Here is an 18,615-nt window from a genome sequence, read left to right on the forward strand (position 1 = left end):
CCGCTTATTATGACAAAATCAATAAAAGTGTCGAGCTTTTAACTCCTGTTTAATCTCGTGCAAATGTCCGCAGCAAGTCGATTTTGTGTTTTGCCGTTGCTTTTACGTACTCTCTTGCTTGTCCCATTACGACTCTCAGCGGAGCACTTTTTCCGTGTTCTTGAAAAGCGTTTAAAATACCGTCGTTGTATGCTTGCATTAAATCGGTTCCGATATTGATTTTTGCAACACCCAGTTTACATAATCGGATTATATCTTCGTCGGGAGTGTTTGAACCGCCGTGTACTACAATGGGGACATCAAGGGTTTTTACCAATTCTTCCGCCAACGAAAAATTTATAGTAGGCTTTGATGAATATACACCGTGTGCAGTTCCTATGGATACGGCTAAAGCGTCTACGCCGGTTTTTTGAATAAAAATCTTTGCTTGAGCAGGATCTGTAAAGCCTGAAGTTCGAACGGAATCCGAGTTATTCCCGTTATAAACAACGAGATTTTTTTAAGCAACGAAGGTTATGCCGGGCAATTGGGACACCTTAAAATACCCAACAGCAACCGTCTTTGTTCGTGCGGAAAACACGGGTGCCTTAATTCGGAAATATCCGATGTAGGAATAAAAGTAAAACTGATAGAAGCGGTTTCTTTAGGAAAAATGAGAGGACTTTTTGACCGTGTTGAAAACGACTACAACCGCTTAACGGTAGAAAACCTTGTTTTAACGATACAAGAGGGTGACGGCGAATCGATTGAATTTATGAAATCGCTTGCCGAATGTTTGGGTTCTGCGCTGGGGGTTGTCGTAGATATTTTAGCGCCTGCTTATATTGTGTTGTACGGAACGCTTGCACAAGCGGGCGATGTTTTTATCGAAACCGTATATAAAGCATTATGCGAAAATTCCATTGCGGAAAATTCCAAACATCTTAAAATTTTAGCACCCCGGCTCGATGAAAATATGGGCGCTTACGGCGCCGCATGGCTTGCTTTTGAAAAAGAATTTCCTTATATAAAAGAACAAATATAAAATCAAATAAGCATACTATTAAAAAATGTGATGTGCGTAAAAACTAAGTTTTCCGTTGTGTGAAAGCCTGTACAAGGCGGGCACCGCTCTTGCCCGACTCGACGCGATTATTTATACTGGCGCGTATGACGTATCTTGCAAAGGTCGGAGAGCTTTCTCTCAAAGGTTCGAATATCGACGAATTTAAAAACCGGCTTGCGGCAAACGCGCGGCGGCTGCTCAAAAACGCAAGCGCGAAAGTGAGCGGAAATGCGGGACGGCTCTATATCGACTGCGACGATGAAGGGGCGGCGCGATTCGCGCTCGAGCACCTCATCGGGATCACGGGTTGGGCGAAAACGGCGGTCGTCGAAAAAAACATCGATTCCATAAGTCTGGCAGTCTACGAAGAAGCCGTGCGTGCAAAGGAAAAAGGTGCAAAATCGTTTAAAATCGAAGCGAGGCGGCAGGACAAAGACTTTCCGTTCACTTCCTATGAAATCTGCTGCAAAGCGGCCGACCGTGCATCTCGCGAAGGCGTGCTCGCAGTCGACGTGCACTCCCCCGACGTGCGCATCTATGTCGAAGTACGCGACCGCTGCTTTGTCTTTTCCGATGCGGAAAAAGGACGGCGCGGCCTTCCCGTCGGATCGAGCGGCAAAGGTCTCCTCCTCCTTTCAGGCGGTATCGATTCGCCCGTCGCGGGCTACCGCATGATGCGGCGCGGCATGAAAATCGACTGCGCTTATTTTCACTCATATCCGTACACGTCGGAAGAAGCGCAAAAAAAAGTTGAAAGTCTCGCCGCATCCCTTGCAAATTACGGACTCGATACGTATTTGAATATCGTTCCCTTTACCGACGTGCAGATGCGCATTAAAGAAAAAGCGCCTCAAGCGTGGACGACGCTTATGCTCCGCGTGTGCATGATGAAAACGGCAAATCTCATCGCAGAGCGGACGCACGCGGACTGCATTATCACCGGCGAAAGTCTCGGACAGGTTGCAAGCCAGACGATCGCCAATTTGAACGTTACCGAACACTTCGCGTCCCGCCCGCTTTTGCGTCCCCTCGTCGGACTCGACAAAGAAGAGATCATCGACACGGCAAGGGAAATCGGCACATACGAAACGTCGATCCTGCCCTATGAAGACTGCTGCGTGCTCTTTTCGCCCAAGCATCCGGTGCTCCGCGCATCAACCGAAGAAGCCGAAGCGATTTACGCGTCCCTCGACGCCGATGCATTGATACAAGAAGCATTCGAAAAACGGGAGATAAAACGCTTTTCCGTTTGAACGCGCATTGCTATTTTTCGAGCAAAAGAGAAGCGACTTTTCCGGCATCGGTGTCGAGGTGCACGCTGTCGAAATTCTTTTTCATCTCTTCGTCGAAATTTTTATCGACAAGCAATTCGTTGATTTTTCGGTACACGTCGCGCGGCTTTGTGATATACCAGCCGACTTTGTGATCGACGGCGAAGCGCATATTGCCGAGCTCCTGATTGTGAATGTATTTGATGATGATGACGGGCTTCCGGCACGAAATCACTTCCATAAGCGTCGCAGGCCCCGCTTTGATGACGGCGCAGTCGCATATTTTAATCAGTTCGTCGAGGTAATCGATAAAGCCGAACACGTGCAGATCGAGTTTGGGGTACGTGCGCCTGAGGAGTTCGAGCGCATCTTTAAACGCTCTGTCGCGGCCGCATACGATTGCGACCGAAAACTGCGCGCGGTGGAACACGCATTCTTTAATAATTTCAACCGCACCGGGAAGCCCCTCTCCGCCCCCGACGAGCAGCACGATTTTTTTGCCGGCCGTAAAACCGTACTTCGCTTTTATCGCTGCAATTTCGTCTTTCGACGGCAGCGGCATAAGATATTTTTCGTTCATCAAAAACGGAACGACGGTGACGTTTTGTTCGGGCACGCCGCAGACTTCGACGGCCTGCCGTTTTGCCTGTTCCGAAAACACAAAAAATTTTTGATCGTTTTCGTAAAACCATGCGTTCGGCAACGTAAACGGATCGGTAACCATTACCGTAAAATTGATCTTTTCGGAAATTTGCCGGAGAGCCGATTTAACAAAGGGCGTGAGGGCAAAGTGAAACGATACGATATCGGTCGGCTGTTTTTCGCGGATGACGCGGCGGAGATAGCGCGTCGTGTGAAAGCGCAGCGGAAGCACGAACATCGTCTGGCCCCAGCGGTGCTGCGCCATGTCGTAGATGAGCGGAAAGGCACCGTGAACGTAATTCGTCGCGTAATTGTATCCCTTTTCGAACATAAAGTGCCCGAAAAAATTATACTTGTCGAAGCCGTTGAGCATTTCGATTTCGACGTCGGGATCTTTTTCTTTTAAAGCCGCAGCGAGCACCTTTGCTGCGGAAATATGACCTGCGCCGGTGTTGAGATATAAAAAAAGAAATTTCCGTTTCATCGCGCCTCCGCTAGTATGTCCATTTTACACCCAGCGAAAAGAATATGTCGTATTCGTCGTGCAGTTGATTTTCCCAAGCGGTACGCATAAGGTTGAATTGCGCATCCGCAGTGCTTTTAGTCGCGCCGGAGAATATCGGAGTGTCCATGCCCGCGTTGCTGATATACGTGTATGCGAAGATGCCGTTCAGTTCGAAGACGCCCGCGTTGACGCGCGGAAAACGGTATGAAACTTCGACGCCACCGCGCGCAATATACATGACGTACGACTCCGATAAAAACTGCGTCGAAGCATAGCGCTGCGAATTGATACTGCCGTCCGTCGCGCGTCCACCTTTGGAAAGCATCTCCCGCAGTTCATCATTGGAGTACGACTGATATACGTTCGCATGCCGCGTAATGGAAGCGAAGGTCGAAACGGTAAAACGCTTTACGGGTTCGAGTTTGATTTTCAACGAAATATGATCCGAATTCGGCGGGAGACTTTGCCCTATGCCCCGTCCCCAATTCGTATATGAATGATAATTATATGATTCGCCGTTCGTCTCTTCGGATGTATACATATACGGAGAGATGATCGTATAACTTAAAGTCAGCAGTTTGCAAAGCGAATCATTCGGCGTATAGGACAGTCCCGTTTTAAACGCCAAACGGTTATCGGCATTGAAGCGCAGGCGAGCCATCTGCGGTATGTCGAGCTTATTGATGCTCAAATCGGTAAGCCACGAAACGCCTGAGAAAAAATTATATTCGAACAAAAGACCTGCGATTACGTTATCGTCGTATCCGTTTGCGGAAGCTATGAATCCGGCAGGAAGCGGAATCAAATACGACGGATCGAAACGTTTACCGTAGACGACCGAATCGTAATACGAAAGGCGGATTTTCCGGTTCGGCGTAAAGCGCAGCGCGTGGAAGGAAAGGAATTTTCCGTAGGGACCGTTTTTTCCGAGCATATCGGACGCACGGAGAGCTGCAAAATGCTGTACAAAATCGAAGCGGTGACCGTCATAAGCGAACGAAAACTGCGGTGCGTTGAACGCGGCAGGACTCAAAACATTGCCGCCGTCGATATAATTCGTATAGCCCGTGCGGTTGTACCCCGCGCTCAAGCTGATTTTTTCGTTTGCATAGGAAGCGATCGCGTCGACATCGAAATCTATCGCAGCCGCCCCCGTTTCAATCGTATCGATAAACGTATCGTAGGCGGGAGACGCCCACGCATCTTTGAACACGCCTGATGACGTATCGATGAATTTAGCCGAAACGCCCCCGCGGTACCCCGCGCCGAAGCCGTTCGCAAACAGCACATCTCCGCCGACGTGCCGCGAAAAAAAGATCTGTCCGTCGATATCGCGCTCGTCCGTTGTGCCATTCCGTGCAATGAGAGTCGCACCCTTTGTTTCCGCCGATACGTGCCACGCCTGACCGAAGATTCGATCGTAATATTCGCGGGCGTCGGACGCTTCTTCGCGGTCGCCTCTTTCCATAACCGCGAGCAGGATACGGCGTACGGTTTCCTGCGGATAGGGTTTGAGCTGCGGCAGTTCGGAAACGACGCCGCGGATATGCCAACGGAGAGCTGCTTCATAAAACTCGTCCGCGGGATCGACGCTTACTTGAGTATATGCGGCTGAAAAAAATACTGCCGATAAAAACAATACTATCGATAATTTTTTTATTTTCATAGGATCATTTTTACTATACCTTATTCTTGCGCAAAGCACAAGCAATGTGTTATGCTTAAGTATATGCTTGCCGCAGAAAAACAAGCAGTGTGGAACCTCCTCAAAATGGCATCGTCGTCGCTGTGCGCTTACATACCGCGCGCTTTTTCGGAAGCGCCCTCTTTTTCCGACGATGCCGAACCTGCGACAAATGCGGAAGCCTCCGATCGGACGGCCTACGTTTCCGCATCCTTCGGACGCGCCGGCGATTATGCAGACGCGGAGCCGGCCGATCGTGCGAGCGCCGGACAGGGACGGAGCGGCATCACGCTCGAAGACGTCGCACAAAAAGTCGCCTCATGTTCGCGCTGCGCGCTTTCGAAAAAGAGGACGCACACCGTGCCGGGTATGGGCGTTCCCAATCCTGCCGTTCTCGTCGTCGGCGAAGGGCCGGGAGCGGAAGAAGACGCTCAGGGGCTTCCCTTTGTCGGGCCTGCGGGAAAGCTCCTCGACAAAATGCTCGAAGCGATTTCCCTTTCGCGCGATGTGAACTGCTACATCGCAAATATCGTAAAATGCCGCCCGCCGAACAACAGGATGCCGCTCCCCGAAGAAGCGGATGCATGCATTTCCTTTCTCGAAGCGCAGATTCATATACTCAAGCCCAAGCTCATCCTCGCAGCAGGCAGAACTGCGGCGCAGAATTTATTAAAAACGACGGAAGCGCTCGGACGACTTCGCGGCACTTTCCGCGATTACAACGGCATACCGCTCCTCGTCACCTATCATCCGAGCGCCCTGCTTCGGGATGTGTCGCTGAAGCGGCCGGCGTGGGAGGATTTAAAACTTTTCCGCGCGGAACTTTTGCGTCTCGTTCCGGACTACGCAAAAGATTTTATTAAAAAATGATATATCTCGACGTCGTTTTAAACGTGCCGGTAAACCGATCGTTTACGTATTCGTATACACCCGACGAAAAAGAAAAAACTGAAATCGGAATGCGGGTCGAAGTGCCCTTCGGAAACAGAAAGCTTACGGGCTTTATCACGGGTATCAAAGATACGGCGCCCGATGATGTGCCGAAAGAAAAAATCCGCGCCGTACGGCGCATCGTAGACGAAGAGCCGCTTTTGACGAGCGAACTCTTTACACTCGCAAAATGGATGGCCGATTACTACCTCTGCCCGCTCGGCGAAATCGTTTCGGCGATGATTCCGTCCGGAAGGCGTGAAGCGGGCGCCGGAGGATTTTCATTTACCGACGACATCTCTTCAAGCGAAGCATACGCACTTTCGGACGAACAGAAGCAGGCGGTTTCGGATATCCTTTCTGCAAAAGCAAAGCGCGCGTCTTTCCACTACGTGTACGGGCCGACGGGAAGCGGCAAAACGGAAGTGTTTTTGCGCGTCGCCGAATCCGTCCTCGCACAAAACAAAGGTGTCATCTATCTCGTCCCTGAAATCGGCCTTACGCCCCAAGTGATACGCGCGGTTCGCTCTCGCTTCGGAGAAACCGCAGCAGTCCTCCACTCCGGCCTCACAAAAAGTAAAAAGTTTTCCGAGTGGAAACGCATCCTCCGAAAAGAAGCGCGCGTCGTCGTCGGAGCGCGGAGCGCAGTGTTTGCTCCGGTGCCGGATTTGGGACTCATCATCATCGATGAAGAACACGACGCTTCCTACAAAAGCGGAACGACGCCCCGCTATCACGCGCGCCAAGTTGCGATGTACCGCGCATCGCGAAGGGCAATTCCGCTCGTTATGGGAAGCGCGACGCCGTCGGTCGAATCGTGGCACCTCATGAACGAAGGAAGCCTCGTCCGTCACACGCTTACAAAGCGCCTTGCAGGAGGTGCCATGCCCGAAATCGCGCGCATCGATTTGACAAAGGAACAGACTGACGGCTGCCTTTCGCGTTCGCTTGCAAACGAAATCAGGACGACGCTCAATCTCAAAAAGCAGACGATACTTTTTTTAAATCGGAGAGGCTTTACCCACTTTTTCCGATGCGGAGACTGCGGCTACGAGATGACGTGCAAAAACTGCTCCGTGCCGATGACCTACCACAAAAGCGAGCGGCATCTTCGCTGCCATTACTGCGGATGGTCGGTCGAACCGCCCGAATCGTGCCCCGCCTGCGGTTCGCTCAACATCGGCTATTCGGGATTCGGTACCGAATACATCGAAGCGGAAACGAAAGCGAAATTTCCGAACGCGAAGATCGTCAGAATCGACACCGACGCGTTAACAAAGCGAGGCGAACTCGAAGAAAAACTTACGGCCTTCGGACGCGGAGAATACAATATCATGCTCGGTACGCAGATGGTCGCCAAGGGACTCAATTTTCCGAACCTGCGCCTTGTCGGTATCGTGCTCGCGGACACGGGGCTGCACGTGCCGGACTTCCGCGCTTCCGAGCGGACATTTTCGCTTATCACGCAGGTTGCAGGCCGCGCGGGACGTTTTTTCCCCGACGGAAAAGTGCTCGTACAAACGTACAATCCGTCGAGAGAGCCCGTCGCGCTCGCGTGCGCCTGCGATGCCGAAAAATTTTACGCGTACGAACTCGGACAGCGAAAGCTTCTCGGCTTTCCTCCGTTCAGCCGCCTCGTCCGCCTCGTATTCCGTTCCGCCGATAAAAACGCCGCCGAAGAAACGGCAGAAGAAGGAGCGAAACTCCTCGCTGATGAAATAAAAAGAATGCGTTTCGAAAACGCCGTCGAAATACTCGGACCTGCCGAATGCCCGATTTTAAAAATATCGCAAAACTACCGCTATCACTTGCTGCTTCGAGGAAGCGATATCCGCCCCCTGCAAAAAGCCGCAAGAACACTCCTCTTCGGCTACAGCCATGCGCAGTCGGTGTACATCGAATGCGACGTCGATCCCGTCTCGCTGTTATAAGGCGACGAGTATACGAACGGCGGCAGTTCCGCTGCCCCGCGTTCCGCCTTTAATTATACGCTTCTTTTTCGTGTATACATTTCCGGTACGCTTTCGCCGTCCCGCTAGGCGTGCCGCCTCTTTCCGTCGAATTTGACTTCGTGTAAAAACAATCCCTGCGGAGGAGCGGTTATGCCGGCTTTTTTTCGATCCCGCGCATCGATGATTTTTTTGAGTGCGTCATCGGGAGCTCCTTTTTTTTCGAGCTGTAAAAGCGTGCCGGTGAGCGTACGCACCATCTTCCACAAAAACGCATTCGCTTTTATTTCGAATACGACGAGGGTACCGTACGGAAAAACTTGTTCGGAAAAAAATCGCGCACGCTCTATATAGCGATTTGTCGAAAGACTTTCGTCTCCCGAAGCGGCAAAAGACGCGCAGTCGAGCTCTCCGGAAAGGCATGCGGCGAGCTTATTGAGCTTTTGTACATCGGGCATTCTGAAAAGCGGCCACACGTAACGCGCAAGGTGCGCCGGAGGGGTGCCCGATGCGAACATACAATAACGGTACACCCTGCTCGTCGCGCTGTAACGCGCGTTGAACTTTTCATCGACCGAAACGGCGCTCATAACACGCACGTCGGGCGGCAGCATATTGTTGATTATTAAAGGATATTTTTCGATCGGAATCGAATCGATCGGAGAAAAAAAATTCGCCGCTTGCGAAAGCGCGTGCACGCCGCTGTCGGTGCGCCCCGATCCGTAGAGCGTAACGTACGAGCCGTGCAGTTTTGCAAGCGCTTCTTCGAGGACTGCCTGCACCGTGCGCACGCTCTGTCCCGCATCGCTTCGGTCCTGCCGCTGCCATCCGCAAAAATCCGTGCCGTCATAGGAAAGGGTCAATAGGATATTTCGCATCGGCTTTTCTAAATATTGTCGTCGCGCACTTCGGCCGAAAGTTTATCGTAGAGGTCGCGCGATTTTTCGAGCAAGGGGCCGGGCTTCGCTTTCGACGACTTTCCGAGCCCGAAGATGCGCGCGATTGCCGTTTTCGCCTGGCTCAATTTTTTGAGGCGGAGCTGCTGGTCGTCCGTCTGTCCGTATTTGTATTCGAGCAGAGCACATAGGTAAATGACTCCGTCCCAGCCGTAATTTTTATCCATATCGGGGCCGCAGTTTACGAGCGTCGAGCTTTTTTCGACGCGGTTCATTTCGTTTACGACAGCCTGCTCGTAAAAAAACGTCGCCTTTTGATAGAGCACTTTCGACATATAATCGTAATTGTGACCGGGACACCTCTCGTTCAATTCCGACGTAAGCCACGCGAGGCGCAACGTCAAGATCGCGCGCTTCATCGTCGGAAGCATTTCGACGTTCGCATCCTCGTAGGTAAGGAGTGCAAGGTAATACATTGCACAGCCGTCGAAAAGCGAGCGCTGTCGGTGCAGGTCGAAATACGGAAAGACGATATTGACCGCTTTTTTTCGCTTTTCGGAATTGGAATACATCTTTTCCATCGCGTCTTTATTTTTGATGTCTTTAAAATCCGACCACAGCATCGCCGTAAAGCAGTTCGGACACGCGCCGATGTCGTAGATAAGGGGATATATCTTTCCGTAGCGTTTCGACGGTTCGAAAATGCGGTGCAGTTCGTCGGTGAGCTTTCCGGCGATCATTCTGCCCTGTCCCGACAACATGATCTCTCGATCGAATTCTTTATGGCACACGGGACACAGGCACTTATCTTTCGACCAATACGAAAGCGCGATTTTCTTTTTATCGGATTCCTTTTTTACGCCTTGAATCGTCATATCCCCACCTCTGTACGAATCATAAAACAATTCTACACTTCAATGACGACAAATGCAACAGTATATTCCTTTTCGTGGCTCAGCGATACCGATATCCGCACAGTCTTTCCGCATCGCATTTCGACAAGGGATGCGGCGCGCCTTTCGAGGCAAAGTTCGGGCTTGCCTTCTTCATTGTGTCCGACATAAACATCGGCAAGCTCAAAACCTGAGACACCGGTTCCGAGCGCTTTCGAAAAAGCTTCTTTGACGGCAAAGCGCGATGCGTAGTGTTCTTGCAGTTTTTGACGAGAACCGGAAGTTTTTATTTCGCGTTTATTGAAAAAACGCGAGATTAAATCGGGGTTTTCGACCCATTTCGCAAAGCGACGCACATCGGCAATGTCGGTTCCGATGCCGTAGATCATCAGTCCTCCGCCTGCGCTTCGCGCCGTGCGCTTATCGTAACGCTCACCGTTTCCGCGCTTTGATTTTCGATTTGAAAATACGACGGAAGCGTAATGTACACGGGCAAATCGTAAGTACCCGCTCTATCGATCGCGCTGCAGTCGGCGTATACGGCACCATCCGAAAGTTCATAATCTTCAAGCGTCGGCACCGTCCCCGCCACATCGAAACTTATCTTCGGAGATTCTCCCTCGGCTTCGAACGATTCCGGCAAAAACAAGAGCTGTACCGGTACGTCGGTAAACTTTTTTACAAGCGCTTCTTCCGCAACTTCGATCCGCACGGTATAGGATTTTGCGGGATTTATCGCCAGGAGCGAATTGATATTTTGCAGCGACGCTTCAAATGTTTTCGACGCGGCAAGAGCCGTTACGTCGATCGCGGATGTATACACTTGCTTCGTTTCGCCGACCGCCCTGCGAGGACCTGTGATTTCGACCGTAGCAGGCTCCACCGACATTTTCGTAACGACATAACCGTGCTGCACTTCACCTGAAAGAGAAGGCGCGACAGAAACGTATTTCAGCGTTTTTTCTTCGAGACGCACGGACACCGATTCGGGATTTAATTTTATTTCAAAGGGATCCATGAGTAAAAGCTTCGGCGCCAAGTACACGGATACAGGCACCGAAAAGCTCCCTTCCTGTTCGTATTTTGTTAAGTCAAGCGTCGCCTTAAAATCGCTTTGCAGCGTTTCGGCAATGTTTTCCGCCGTCGAACGCACCGTAATGCGCACGTATTCGGGATAATCGCTCATCGGATACATGCCGCCGTCAGCGACGACCTTTAACGGAACGGTGTACGTTTTCCGGTCGAGGAGCGATGTGATATGCACGAGATAGAGCACGAGCGCGAGGCCGAAGCAGATCACTTTTGCCGGCCAATTTTCCATAATCGTTTCAAACAGCCGCTTTACTTTCATCTATCGTATCCTCTACCTGATATGCGTCGGGCGTAATTTCGAGAAGGTTTTCGAGAATCTTCGTCAGCTCCGTCATCGTCAAATCGTAGTGCAATTTCGAATCGTATGCGAGGCTTATCGCTCCCGTCTCTTCCGACACGACGAGCACAACGGCATCGGAAACTTCCGAAAGACCGAGGGCGGCGCGGTGGCGCGTACCGAAGGTTTTTTTAATATCATACTGTTCGCTCAGCGGCAAAAAACAGCCTGCGGCGAGGAGCTTTCCGCCGAGTACAAAACACGCGCCGTCGTGAAGAGGCGTGTCCATGCCGAAAATCGTCACGAGCAGGCTCGACGAAAGATCGGCGTTGAGCTTGGTACCGGTGTTGAGGATGTCATCCATCTTCGTGTGCCGCTCGAATACGACGAGCATGCCTCGTTTTTGTTTTGACAGTATCTCAGCCGCGATCAAAACCGAATCGACGTAGGTATGCTTTGAGCGGCTGCCGAAAGCGAACCACCTGCTCTGTCCAAGCTTTAAAAAGAGTTTTCGCATTTCCGGCTGAAACACGATCGCGAACGCGATGAGAAAGCCCGGCCCCATAACGTTTAAAATCCACTGCAGCGTTTCCAGATGCAAAAAAATGGAAGCGGCATAGGCTAAGCCGACGATGACGGCGGCGCGGATAATCTGCATGCCGTTCGTTTTGACGATGAGCTCGTACGCTTTATACAGGATAAACGTGAGGATACCTATATCGAGAATAAGCCGGATATAATCGTATGCCGCACGCAGACTGTCCAACGATTTCAATATAATCCTCCGTTACAATATAAAAACTTAATCGACCAATGCTTTCATGACGCGAAGCGAATCGAGCGCCGCTCCGACGTCGTGTACGCGGACGATAGACGCACCTCTCATAACGGCGATCATATTTGCCGCAATCGTGCCGCAGAGCCGATCTTCGGCGCGCTTCCCCGTCATCTCGCCGATGCAGGTTTTCCGCGACAGCGCCATGAGAACGGGATAAGAGCCGCCGCAAAGCTTTCCGCAGTTTTTAATAAGAATGCGATTCGCTTCGAAATCTTTGCCGAAACCGATTCCCGGATCGACGATGATTTTATTCGACTCGATGCCTCGGGAAAGCGCATACGAAACGCGAGAGGCAAGGTATGCGTCCACTTCCCGAAACACGTCTCGATACGACGTATCGTTTTGCATTATAGCAGGAATTCCGCGTTTATGCATCAGTATGACGGGGATTCCTTTTTCGGCGGCAAAGGATGCGATATCCTCATCGTCTTCGAGAGCGGAAACGTCGTTTAAGATATCCGCGCCTTCCGAAACTGCCGCTTCGATCACTTCCTTTTTCCGCGTATCGACCGAAATCGCTACGGACGATGCGGCTCGAATCTTTTTGATCACCGGAATGATGCGCCGTATCTCTTCTTCCGCCGACACGTATGCCGCCCCCGGCCTCGTCGATTCTCCGCCTATGTCGATGATGTCGGCTCCTTCATCGATGAGCTTCAGCGCAAGGTTTTCGCCTCCCCTGCTCCCTTCCCAAAACGAATCGGGCGTCGCGTTTACGATGCCCATAACAAAGGCGGACATTTCCGTTTTAATAATTCCGTCTTTTAGAAAAAGCGTTTTCACCGGCCGCACCCCTTTAGGCGTTTCGACTTTCGACGAGGTGTAGCACCGCCGCCGCGATATCTTCGCTCGACATGTGCGCATCTCGGCAGATTTCGGATCGCGTTCCTTGGGGATAAAATCGATCTTCAAAGGCTTTTAAGGCGACGAGTCGCATACCGCGCTTTACCAAGACCCCTTCGAGATACGAAGCGATGCCGCCGGTCAAAACTCCGTCTTCGACGATAACCGCTCCGTCGTAAGAGGAGGCGATGCGCGCAAAATAGTCTTCGTCTATCGGCTTAATAAAACGGAGCGCGTAGATATCGGCATATATGCCCTTCATCAAAAGCGATCGCGATGCGACGAGCGTTTCCGCGTACATTCCGCCCGTACACACAAAGAGCGTGCGGAAAAAAGTTCCCGCTTTTTTTTCTTCGAATTCCGCCGCTTGCAAAGGCGCAATATCCGCTGCCGAAACGATGACGCCCCTCCCCTCTTCGACCGGGGAAAAAAAAGATGCCTGCTCCGACGGACAGGTGAGCTTCGGATAGCGGATCACCGTTGCACCCTCGGACTCGACGGCAAAAGAAAGACAGCGTTTCAAATCTTCGGCGCTCGCGGGACACAATATGCGAAGATGCGGAATCGGGCGCAAAAGAGCGATATCGAACAAGCCCTGATGCGTCTCACCGTCTCCCGGAACGGCGCCCGCGCGGTCGAGCATAAAAACGGCATGAACGTCCTGCAGCGCGATATCGTGAATCATCTGATCGATCGCCCGCTGCATAAAGGTCGAATAGATGCACACGACCGGCACGAGACCGCCCCGCGCGAGAGCGCCCGCAAAAGTGACGGCGTGTTCTTCGGCGATGCCGACGTCGAAAAAGCGGTTCGGATAACGGCGCGCAAAAGCGTTCAAGCCCGTACCCTTCGCCATGGCGGCCGTCACGGCGACGATCTTTTCATCCTTTTCGGCAAGCGCAAGGAGGGCGCCGCTGAACGATTCGGTAAAACTCAATTCATCGAATTTTTCGACCGTGCCGTCGGATATGAGAAAGGGACCGATGCCGTGAAAACGTTCGGGATTGTCTTCGGCGGGACTGTAGCCCTTGCCCTTTTTCGTCACGACGTGGACGACGACCGGACGCGGAAGTTTTTCCACGCGGCGGAACACCTTTTCAAGCGTCTGTTCGTTGTGCCCGTTCAAGGGGCCTACGTATTCGAATCCCAAATCGACAAACAAATTGTTCGTCAAAAACATACCCTTGAGGGCACGTTTAAAGCGGAACGCGAGCTTTTCAAGTTTTTTGTTAAAATACGGAACGCGGTCGATAAAGCGGTCGATTTTATAGCGGACGGTTTGATACTGGGCTGACATCGTCATCCGCGAAAGATAGCGCGAAATGGATCCCGTATTGTGATCGATCGACATCTGATTGTCGTTGAGCACGACGATGAGATTTTTTGCAAGCTGTCCCGCGTGCGACAGCGCTTCGAAAGCCATGCCCCCCGTAAGCGCTCCGTCGCCGATAACAGCGACGACCTTTCCGCCTTTGTTTTGAATGCTTCGTGAGACGAGGAGACCGAGCGCCGAAGAGATCGACGTCGACGCGTGGCCGGCGCTGAAAAAATCGTGCTCGCTTTCGCCCCGCCGCGTAAACCCCGAAATGCCGCCCGAAAGTCGGAGCGTCGGAAACGAAGCATAGCGCCCGGTCAGCAGTTTATGCGCGTAGCACTGGTGGCTTACATCCCACACGATCGCGTCTTCGGGACTCGAAAACACGCGGTGCAGCGCAATCGTAAGTTCGACGACGCCGAGATTGCTTGCGAGGTGACCGCCGTTTTTGCCTACGACTTCGATAATCGTTTTTCTGATTTCGCGCGCGAGAACGGGAAGCTCGGACGACGGAAGTTTTTTAATATCTTGAGGGGAACGTATGCCGGAAAGGATCGTAAAAAAACCTCCGTAATTACAAACAAAAAAGACCGCGTCGGTTACACGAACACACGCGGCCTCTTCACAAAGTTTAAGCAAAAATCATTTGTTCTTGTGTCTGTTTTTCCTGAGCATCTTCTTTCGCTTATGTGTCGCCATCTTTTGACGTTTTCTTTTTTTTCCGCAGGGCACAACATACTCCTTACATCGAATAGTGTTTTCCAGTATCGCAAAATTCGCGTAATGCGTCAAGACCGTGACGAAATATTTTCGTATTTTTTCAAAAACGGCGCGACCGCCGTCTCCGCGATTTTGCGCGCAGCTTCGGTGCTTCCGTCATACGGAAACACAAAGGCACCGGGTATATTGTGCATATACGTATACTGTTTTTTCGCATAAGCTCGGCTCGACGCTTTTATGCGCGCTTTTACCTCCTCTTCGCTTCCGAGCGAAAACCACTCGCGATAGCCGATCGCACGCATGGCAGGCGATTTTTCCGTACAGCCTGCACCGATGAGTTTTTTCACTTCGTCCGAAAGCCCCGCGCGAAACATCTCATCCACGCGCGCGTCTATGCGCTCGTACAGCGCTTGGCGAGGCATCGTAAGGATGAGCGTACAAAAATCGTAACGCTTTCGAAGACAGGGCCGCCCGGCAAAAAAGCTCCGCGGTTTTCCCGTAGCCGTCACGATTTCGAGCGCCCGCTGTATACGGTAGCTATCGTTTTTGTGGATGATGCGTGCGCTTTCGGGATCAAGCGATAAAAGACGCTCCCACATCTTTTCGGCGCCGAGCGTTTGCATTTCATCATGCAGTTTTGCGCGGAGGGACGCGTCGACGGCCGGAGTTTCGGGCAAACCCAGCATAAAAGAGCGGATGTAAAATCCCGTACCGCCCGAAACGACCGGCAGTTTGCCGCGTGAAAAGATATCCGCACACGCGTCGTCCGCACGCGCGATAAAATCCGCAGCCGAAAAAAAATCGTGGGGATCGCATATATCGATTAGATGATGCGGGAGTTCGGAAAGAAAAAATGCGTCGGGCTTTGCCGTTCCGATATCCATGCCGCGGTACACTTGCATCGAATCGGCACTGACGATTTCCGCCAGTCCGTTAAAAAAAGAGAGACTGCTCCGTGCAAACAGCGTTTGCAGCAAAGCAGTCTTTCCCGAAGCCGTCGGTGCAAAGAGGACGAGCACCGGAATGACGGCGTCATTGTCGTTCAATCTTAAACGTCACTTCGTCGTCAAAAAGCTGACGCGCGGCAAGGGAAACGACTTTGCCGTCGTTTTCTTCGATTTCCGGATCTTCGACCTTTGCCATCTGAAACGCACGGCGGCTCGCCGCAACAGTGATTTCATAAATATTGTCGCTGTATTTTACGAGTTCTTCAAGCGGAAATACCATATACTACCTCACGCGATATTATAAGAGAAAAACACATCGTTGTAAAGACGACGTGTTGTGTCGCTTTCAGATCAATGGATCGCGTCGGATTTCAGCGCGAGCGCGTCTTTGTATTCGGAAGATGCGACGGAAAACAGATCGATGTCCGGCTCTTTATCGAGCATCGTAACCTGCCCTTCAAAATTGACGTCGCTTGCAATGCGAAGACGAGATGTCGTTATATCGCCGGTAACGCTGCTGCCGCTGCATATTTCAACGCGCTCGGATGCTTCGAGGTTTCCGGTAACGCTTCCCGACACGATAATAGAGCGCGCCGTAATCGTCTCTCCGGTACACACCGCGTCCTTTGCGATTTCCAAGTCTCCGCTCGCTTTTATCTTTCCGTTGAATTTTCCGGTAATGATAAGCTTATCCGAAAATTCAAGTTCGCCGTCGAACTCCGTTTCCGGTCCGAATATCGTCACATTGATTTTTTCGTCGTCGTGTTTTTCCGCCATTATATCCTACTTCGTTTTCCATTTAAAATAATGCACACAGCACACATGAGCAAAGCCGCCGCGACAAAAAAAATCGCAAGGGCATCACCTATTTTATTATACAGCGTTTTTCCCGCACTGTCATCCGCGGCGGGCATCATGCCGGTTAAATACGTTTCGGTAAACGGCTCCGCTTCGCACAAAATCTTTCCGGTACGGTCGACGATGCACGTCTGCCCCGAGGCGGTACTCCGAACGGCGGGCACTCGATTTTCGGCGCATCGGAAAACCGCCATCGCGAGGTGTTGATTTTGACAGCTCAAGCTTTTCGACCACGCGTCGTTCGACATATTGATAAAAGCACGCGCGCCGCTTGCGACAAAACAGCGGCAATCGTCGCCGAAAGTATCTTCAAAACAGATCGGCACGGAAAACGAAATTCCCGCAGCGTGAAAAACGGTGCGCTCCCTGCCCCGCGCCCATAAATGCGTATCCGCTTTTTCAAGCGCATCGTAGAGCCAAGGAAGCCGCTTTGCAAAAGGCACCGTTTCCGTAAACGGCACCAAGTGAATTTTCCGATAGATCGCAGGTTCCGGCGGCACGACGTTTTTTCCGGGCGTAAAGACGAAAGCGCTGTTGTAATCGTCGGTGCGAGTGCCGCCCGTGTCAACGGAATGAAAGTTTCCGACCACGAATACGGCTTTTTTTCCGTCGATAAAGTGCAGCACCGAATTGATAAGGTCGAACCTTCTCCTGTCGAGCCGCTTGGTATAGTGCGTCAAAATCGACGGAACGACGGCCGTCTCCGGCCACACGACAAGCGCTATGTCGGGATCTTCCGAAAGCGCGCGCTCCGTCAGCGTCATGAGCGTTTTAACATCGCGTTCGTAGGAAACTATATCGCCCTGCCACGGATCGCTATTGTGCTGTACCGCACAGACTTTAATATATGTTCCGTTTTTATTTTTTTGCGAAAGGAGTGCGCCTCCGTATGCGGCGAATGCGACAAGCGTGAAAGCCCAAAGCCCAATACCGCACACACGCCGTTTTGCCGATGCTCTAAAGCCCGCGATGTCTTTTGTTTCCGCACCGATATACACGGCATACAGCCATGCGGACGTAAAATCGATGAGAAAGGTAAGCGCCCACACGCCGAAAAGGGATGCACTCTGAATGAGGACGAGATTTTGCCACTGCGTATAGCCTGCAACGCCGTACGAAAATCCTGCAAAGCCCGTCGTTTTAAGGTATTCGTGCGAACAGAGGATGAGCCATTCGGCGATCCACGCGTGACGTCCGCAAAACCTGTCGGCGATCTTTAAGCACAAAAAGAGCAGCGCGTACGAAATAAAATATTCGACGCTTATCGCAGCGGCGGCAACGACGTGAAAGGTGATAAGCCACGAAACGTACAAACAGTATGAAAGCGCTCCGTATACGCCGCCCCACAACCACACCGTTTTAAAAGAGGAACGGCGGACGAGCATAAAGGCGGGAAAATACATCACCCATGCTGCGAGCGGAACGCCTTTTGAAAAGATAAAACCGGGATTTGCGAGCGCGAACAAAACCGCACCCGCAAGCGCTAAAAGAGCATTAATAAAAAAACGGTTCGGCGCGGAACGGTTTTCCGTAAGCGTCATTGTTCGGCCTGCTCTTCCTTGAGATTCCACAGCGATTTTTTGAGTTCCTGACCGGAGCGGAACGCGGCGACGTAGTGCGGATCGACGGAAAGCGTTTCGCCGGTTTTCGGATTCCGCGCGACCGATCTGCCTTTGCGCAAGCGCGGTTCAAAAGTTCCGAAGCCGCGCAGTTCGATCGTCGCGCCTCCCATAAGCGATTTTTTTATTTCCCCCAGAAAATTTTCCATCACCTCTTGAACGATGCGCCGTTCGCAATTCGTATTCCGGTACACCGATTCGATAAGGTCGTATTTTGTTATTTTTTTCCGAGGCATAGAATTCCCGATACGGCGATAAAAAAAGAACTCCGGCAGAAACCGCGCTGACGGC

The 18,615-nt window shown here is 51.6% G+C and carries 18 protein-coding genes and 1 pseudogene; 4 read left to right on the top strand and 15 right to left on the bottom strand.

The annotated features are described in order from the left end of the window. Positions 1 to 49 precede the first annotated feature (49 nt). Positions 50 to 454 (bottom strand): annotated as a pseudogene (locus IZU26_RS05665) (class II fructose-bisphosphate aldolase); the annotation flags it as partial. A gap of 27 nt (positions 455 to 481) precedes the next feature. Between IZU26_RS05665 and IZU26_RS05670 the strand changes: the two are divergent. Together IZU26_RS05670 and thiI are read left to right on the top strand one after the other, a co-directional pair. Continuing rightward, positions 482 to 1,024: an ROK family protein gene (locus IZU26_RS05670; protein ID WP_433277584.1), complete on the top strand. Its 543-nt coding sequence runs from the start codon at positions 482 to 484 to the stop codon at positions 1,022 to 1,024. A 116-nt stretch (positions 1,025 to 1,140) separates the two neighbouring features. Further along, entirely contained in the window at positions 1,141 to 2,298 is a 1,158-nt protein-coding gene (gene thiI / locus IZU26_RS05675; RefSeq protein ID WP_433277586.1) for a tRNA uracil 4-sulfurtransferase ThiI, read from the top strand. 10 nt (positions 2,299 to 2,308) lie between these two features. Here thiI and IZU26_RS05680 read toward each other — a convergent pair whose 3' ends face one another. Next, on the bottom strand, positions 2,309 to 3,442 hold the full coding sequence (locus IZU26_RS05680) for an MGDG synthase family glycosyltransferase (protein ID WP_021329231.1): 1,134 nt from the start codon (positions 3,440 to 3,442) through the stop codon (positions 2,309 to 2,311). A 10-nt stretch (positions 3,443 to 3,452) separates the two neighbouring features. Further along, positions 3,453 to 5,129 carry a hypothetical protein gene (locus IZU26_RS05685; protein WP_433277434.1) on the bottom strand — a complete coding sequence of 559 codons (1,677 nt, stop codon included), beginning with the start codon at positions 5,127 to 5,129 and terminating at the stop codon, positions 3,453 to 3,455. A gap of 63 nt (positions 5,130 to 5,192) precedes the next feature. On the opposite strand from IZU26_RS05685, the gene IZU26_RS05690 reads away from it, so the two are divergent. Both IZU26_RS05690 and priA read left to right on the top strand, forming a co-directional pair. Beyond that, positions 5,193 to 6,017, top strand: coding sequence for a uracil-DNA glycosylase (locus tag IZU26_RS05690; protein ID WP_433277436.1), 825 nt, complete (start codon positions 5,193 to 5,195; stop codon positions 6,015 to 6,017). Then, a complete protein-coding gene (priA, locus tag IZU26_RS05695; RefSeq protein ID WP_433277438.1) occupies positions 6,014 to 8,008 on the top strand; it encodes a replication restart helicase PriA in 1,995 nt (664 codons plus the stop codon). The genes IZU26_RS05690 and priA overlap by 4 nt, the downstream gene beginning before the upstream one ends. Before the next feature lie 104 nt (positions 8,009 to 8,112). Here priA and truA read toward each other — a convergent pair whose 3' ends face one another. The 12 genes from truA to IZU26_RS05755 form a co-directional block, all read right to left on the bottom strand. After that, positions 8,113 to 8,904, bottom strand: coding sequence for a tRNA pseudouridine(38-40) synthase TruA (truA, locus tag IZU26_RS05700; protein WP_433277440.1), 792 nt, complete (start codon positions 8,902 to 8,904; stop codon positions 8,113 to 8,115). 8 nt (positions 8,905 to 8,912) lie between these two features. Continuing rightward, positions 8,913 to 9,797 carry a DUF2225 domain-containing protein gene (locus IZU26_RS05705; protein WP_310823251.1) on the bottom strand — a complete coding sequence of 295 codons (885 nt, stop codon included), beginning with the start codon at positions 9,795 to 9,797 and terminating at the stop codon, positions 8,913 to 8,915. A 32-nt stretch (positions 9,798 to 9,829) separates the two neighbouring features. Further along, a complete protein-coding gene (acpS, locus tag IZU26_RS05710; protein ID WP_021329240.1) occupies positions 9,830 to 10,204 on the bottom strand; it encodes a holo-ACP synthase in 375 nt (124 codons plus the stop codon). Then, the gene (locus IZU26_RS05715; protein WP_021329233.1) at positions 10,204 to 11,166 is read right to left on the bottom strand and encodes a CdaR family protein; all 963 of its coding nucleotides are present in this window, start codon (positions 11,164 to 11,166) and stop codon (positions 10,204 to 10,206) included. Before IZU26_RS05715 ends, acpS begins: the two co-directional genes overlap by 1 nt. Next, positions 11,144 to 11,959, bottom strand: a complete 816-nt coding sequence (gene cdaA, locus IZU26_RS05720; protein WP_021329237.1) for a diadenylate cyclase CdaA — start codon at positions 11,957 to 11,959, stop codon at positions 11,144 to 11,146. Before cdaA ends, IZU26_RS05715 begins: the two co-directional genes overlap by 23 nt. Positions 11,960 to 11,986: 27 nt before the next feature. Further along, on the bottom strand, positions 11,987 to 12,805 hold the full coding sequence (gene folP, locus IZU26_RS05725) for a dihydropteroate synthase (protein WP_433277443.1): 819 nt from the start codon (positions 12,803 to 12,805) through the stop codon (positions 11,987 to 11,989). Positions 12,806 to 12,818: 13 nt separating this feature from the next. Then, positions 12,819 to 14,819 carry a 1-deoxy-D-xylulose-5-phosphate synthase gene (gene dxs / locus IZU26_RS05730; protein ID WP_433277445.1) on the bottom strand — a complete coding sequence of 667 codons (2,001 nt, stop codon included), beginning with the start codon at positions 14,817 to 14,819 and terminating at the stop codon, positions 12,819 to 12,821. A gap of 149 nt (positions 14,820 to 14,968) precedes the next feature. After that, complete coding sequence (gene miaA / locus IZU26_RS05735; protein WP_433277447.1) at positions 14,969 to 15,946, bottom strand: tRNA (adenosine(37)-N6)-dimethylallyltransferase MiaA; 978 nt, start codon at positions 15,944 to 15,946, stop codon at positions 14,969 to 14,971. Next, complete coding sequence (locus tag IZU26_RS05740) at positions 15,933 to 16,127, bottom strand: DNA-directed RNA polymerase subunit omega (protein WP_021331210.1); 195 nt, start codon at positions 16,125 to 16,127, stop codon at positions 15,933 to 15,935. The genes miaA and IZU26_RS05740 overlap by 14 nt, the downstream gene beginning before the upstream one ends. A 71-nt stretch (positions 16,128 to 16,198) precedes the next feature. Beyond that, positions 16,199 to 16,624, bottom strand: a complete 426-nt coding sequence (locus IZU26_RS05745; protein WP_021331223.1) for a bactofilin family protein — start codon at positions 16,622 to 16,624, stop codon at positions 16,199 to 16,201. Beyond that, positions 16,624 to 18,246 (bottom strand): apolipoprotein N-acyltransferase, encoded by a 1,623-nt coding sequence (gene lnt / locus IZU26_RS05750; RefSeq protein WP_433277449.1) that lies wholly within the window; start codon positions 18,244 to 18,246, stop codon positions 16,624 to 16,626. The genes IZU26_RS05745 and lnt overlap by 1 nt, the downstream gene beginning before the upstream one ends. Continuing rightward, entirely contained in the window at positions 18,243 to 18,560 is a 318-nt protein-coding gene (locus IZU26_RS05755) for an HU family DNA-binding protein (RefSeq protein WP_021331214.1), read from the bottom strand. Before IZU26_RS05755 ends, lnt begins: the two co-directional genes overlap by 4 nt. Positions 18,561 to 18,615: the final 55 nt, after the last annotated feature.

It is taken from the genome of Treponema sp. SP13 (assembly GCF_050938355.1).
Classification (GTDB): Bacteria; Spirochaetota; Spirochaetia; order Treponematales; family Treponemataceae; genus Treponema_D; species Treponema_D socranskii.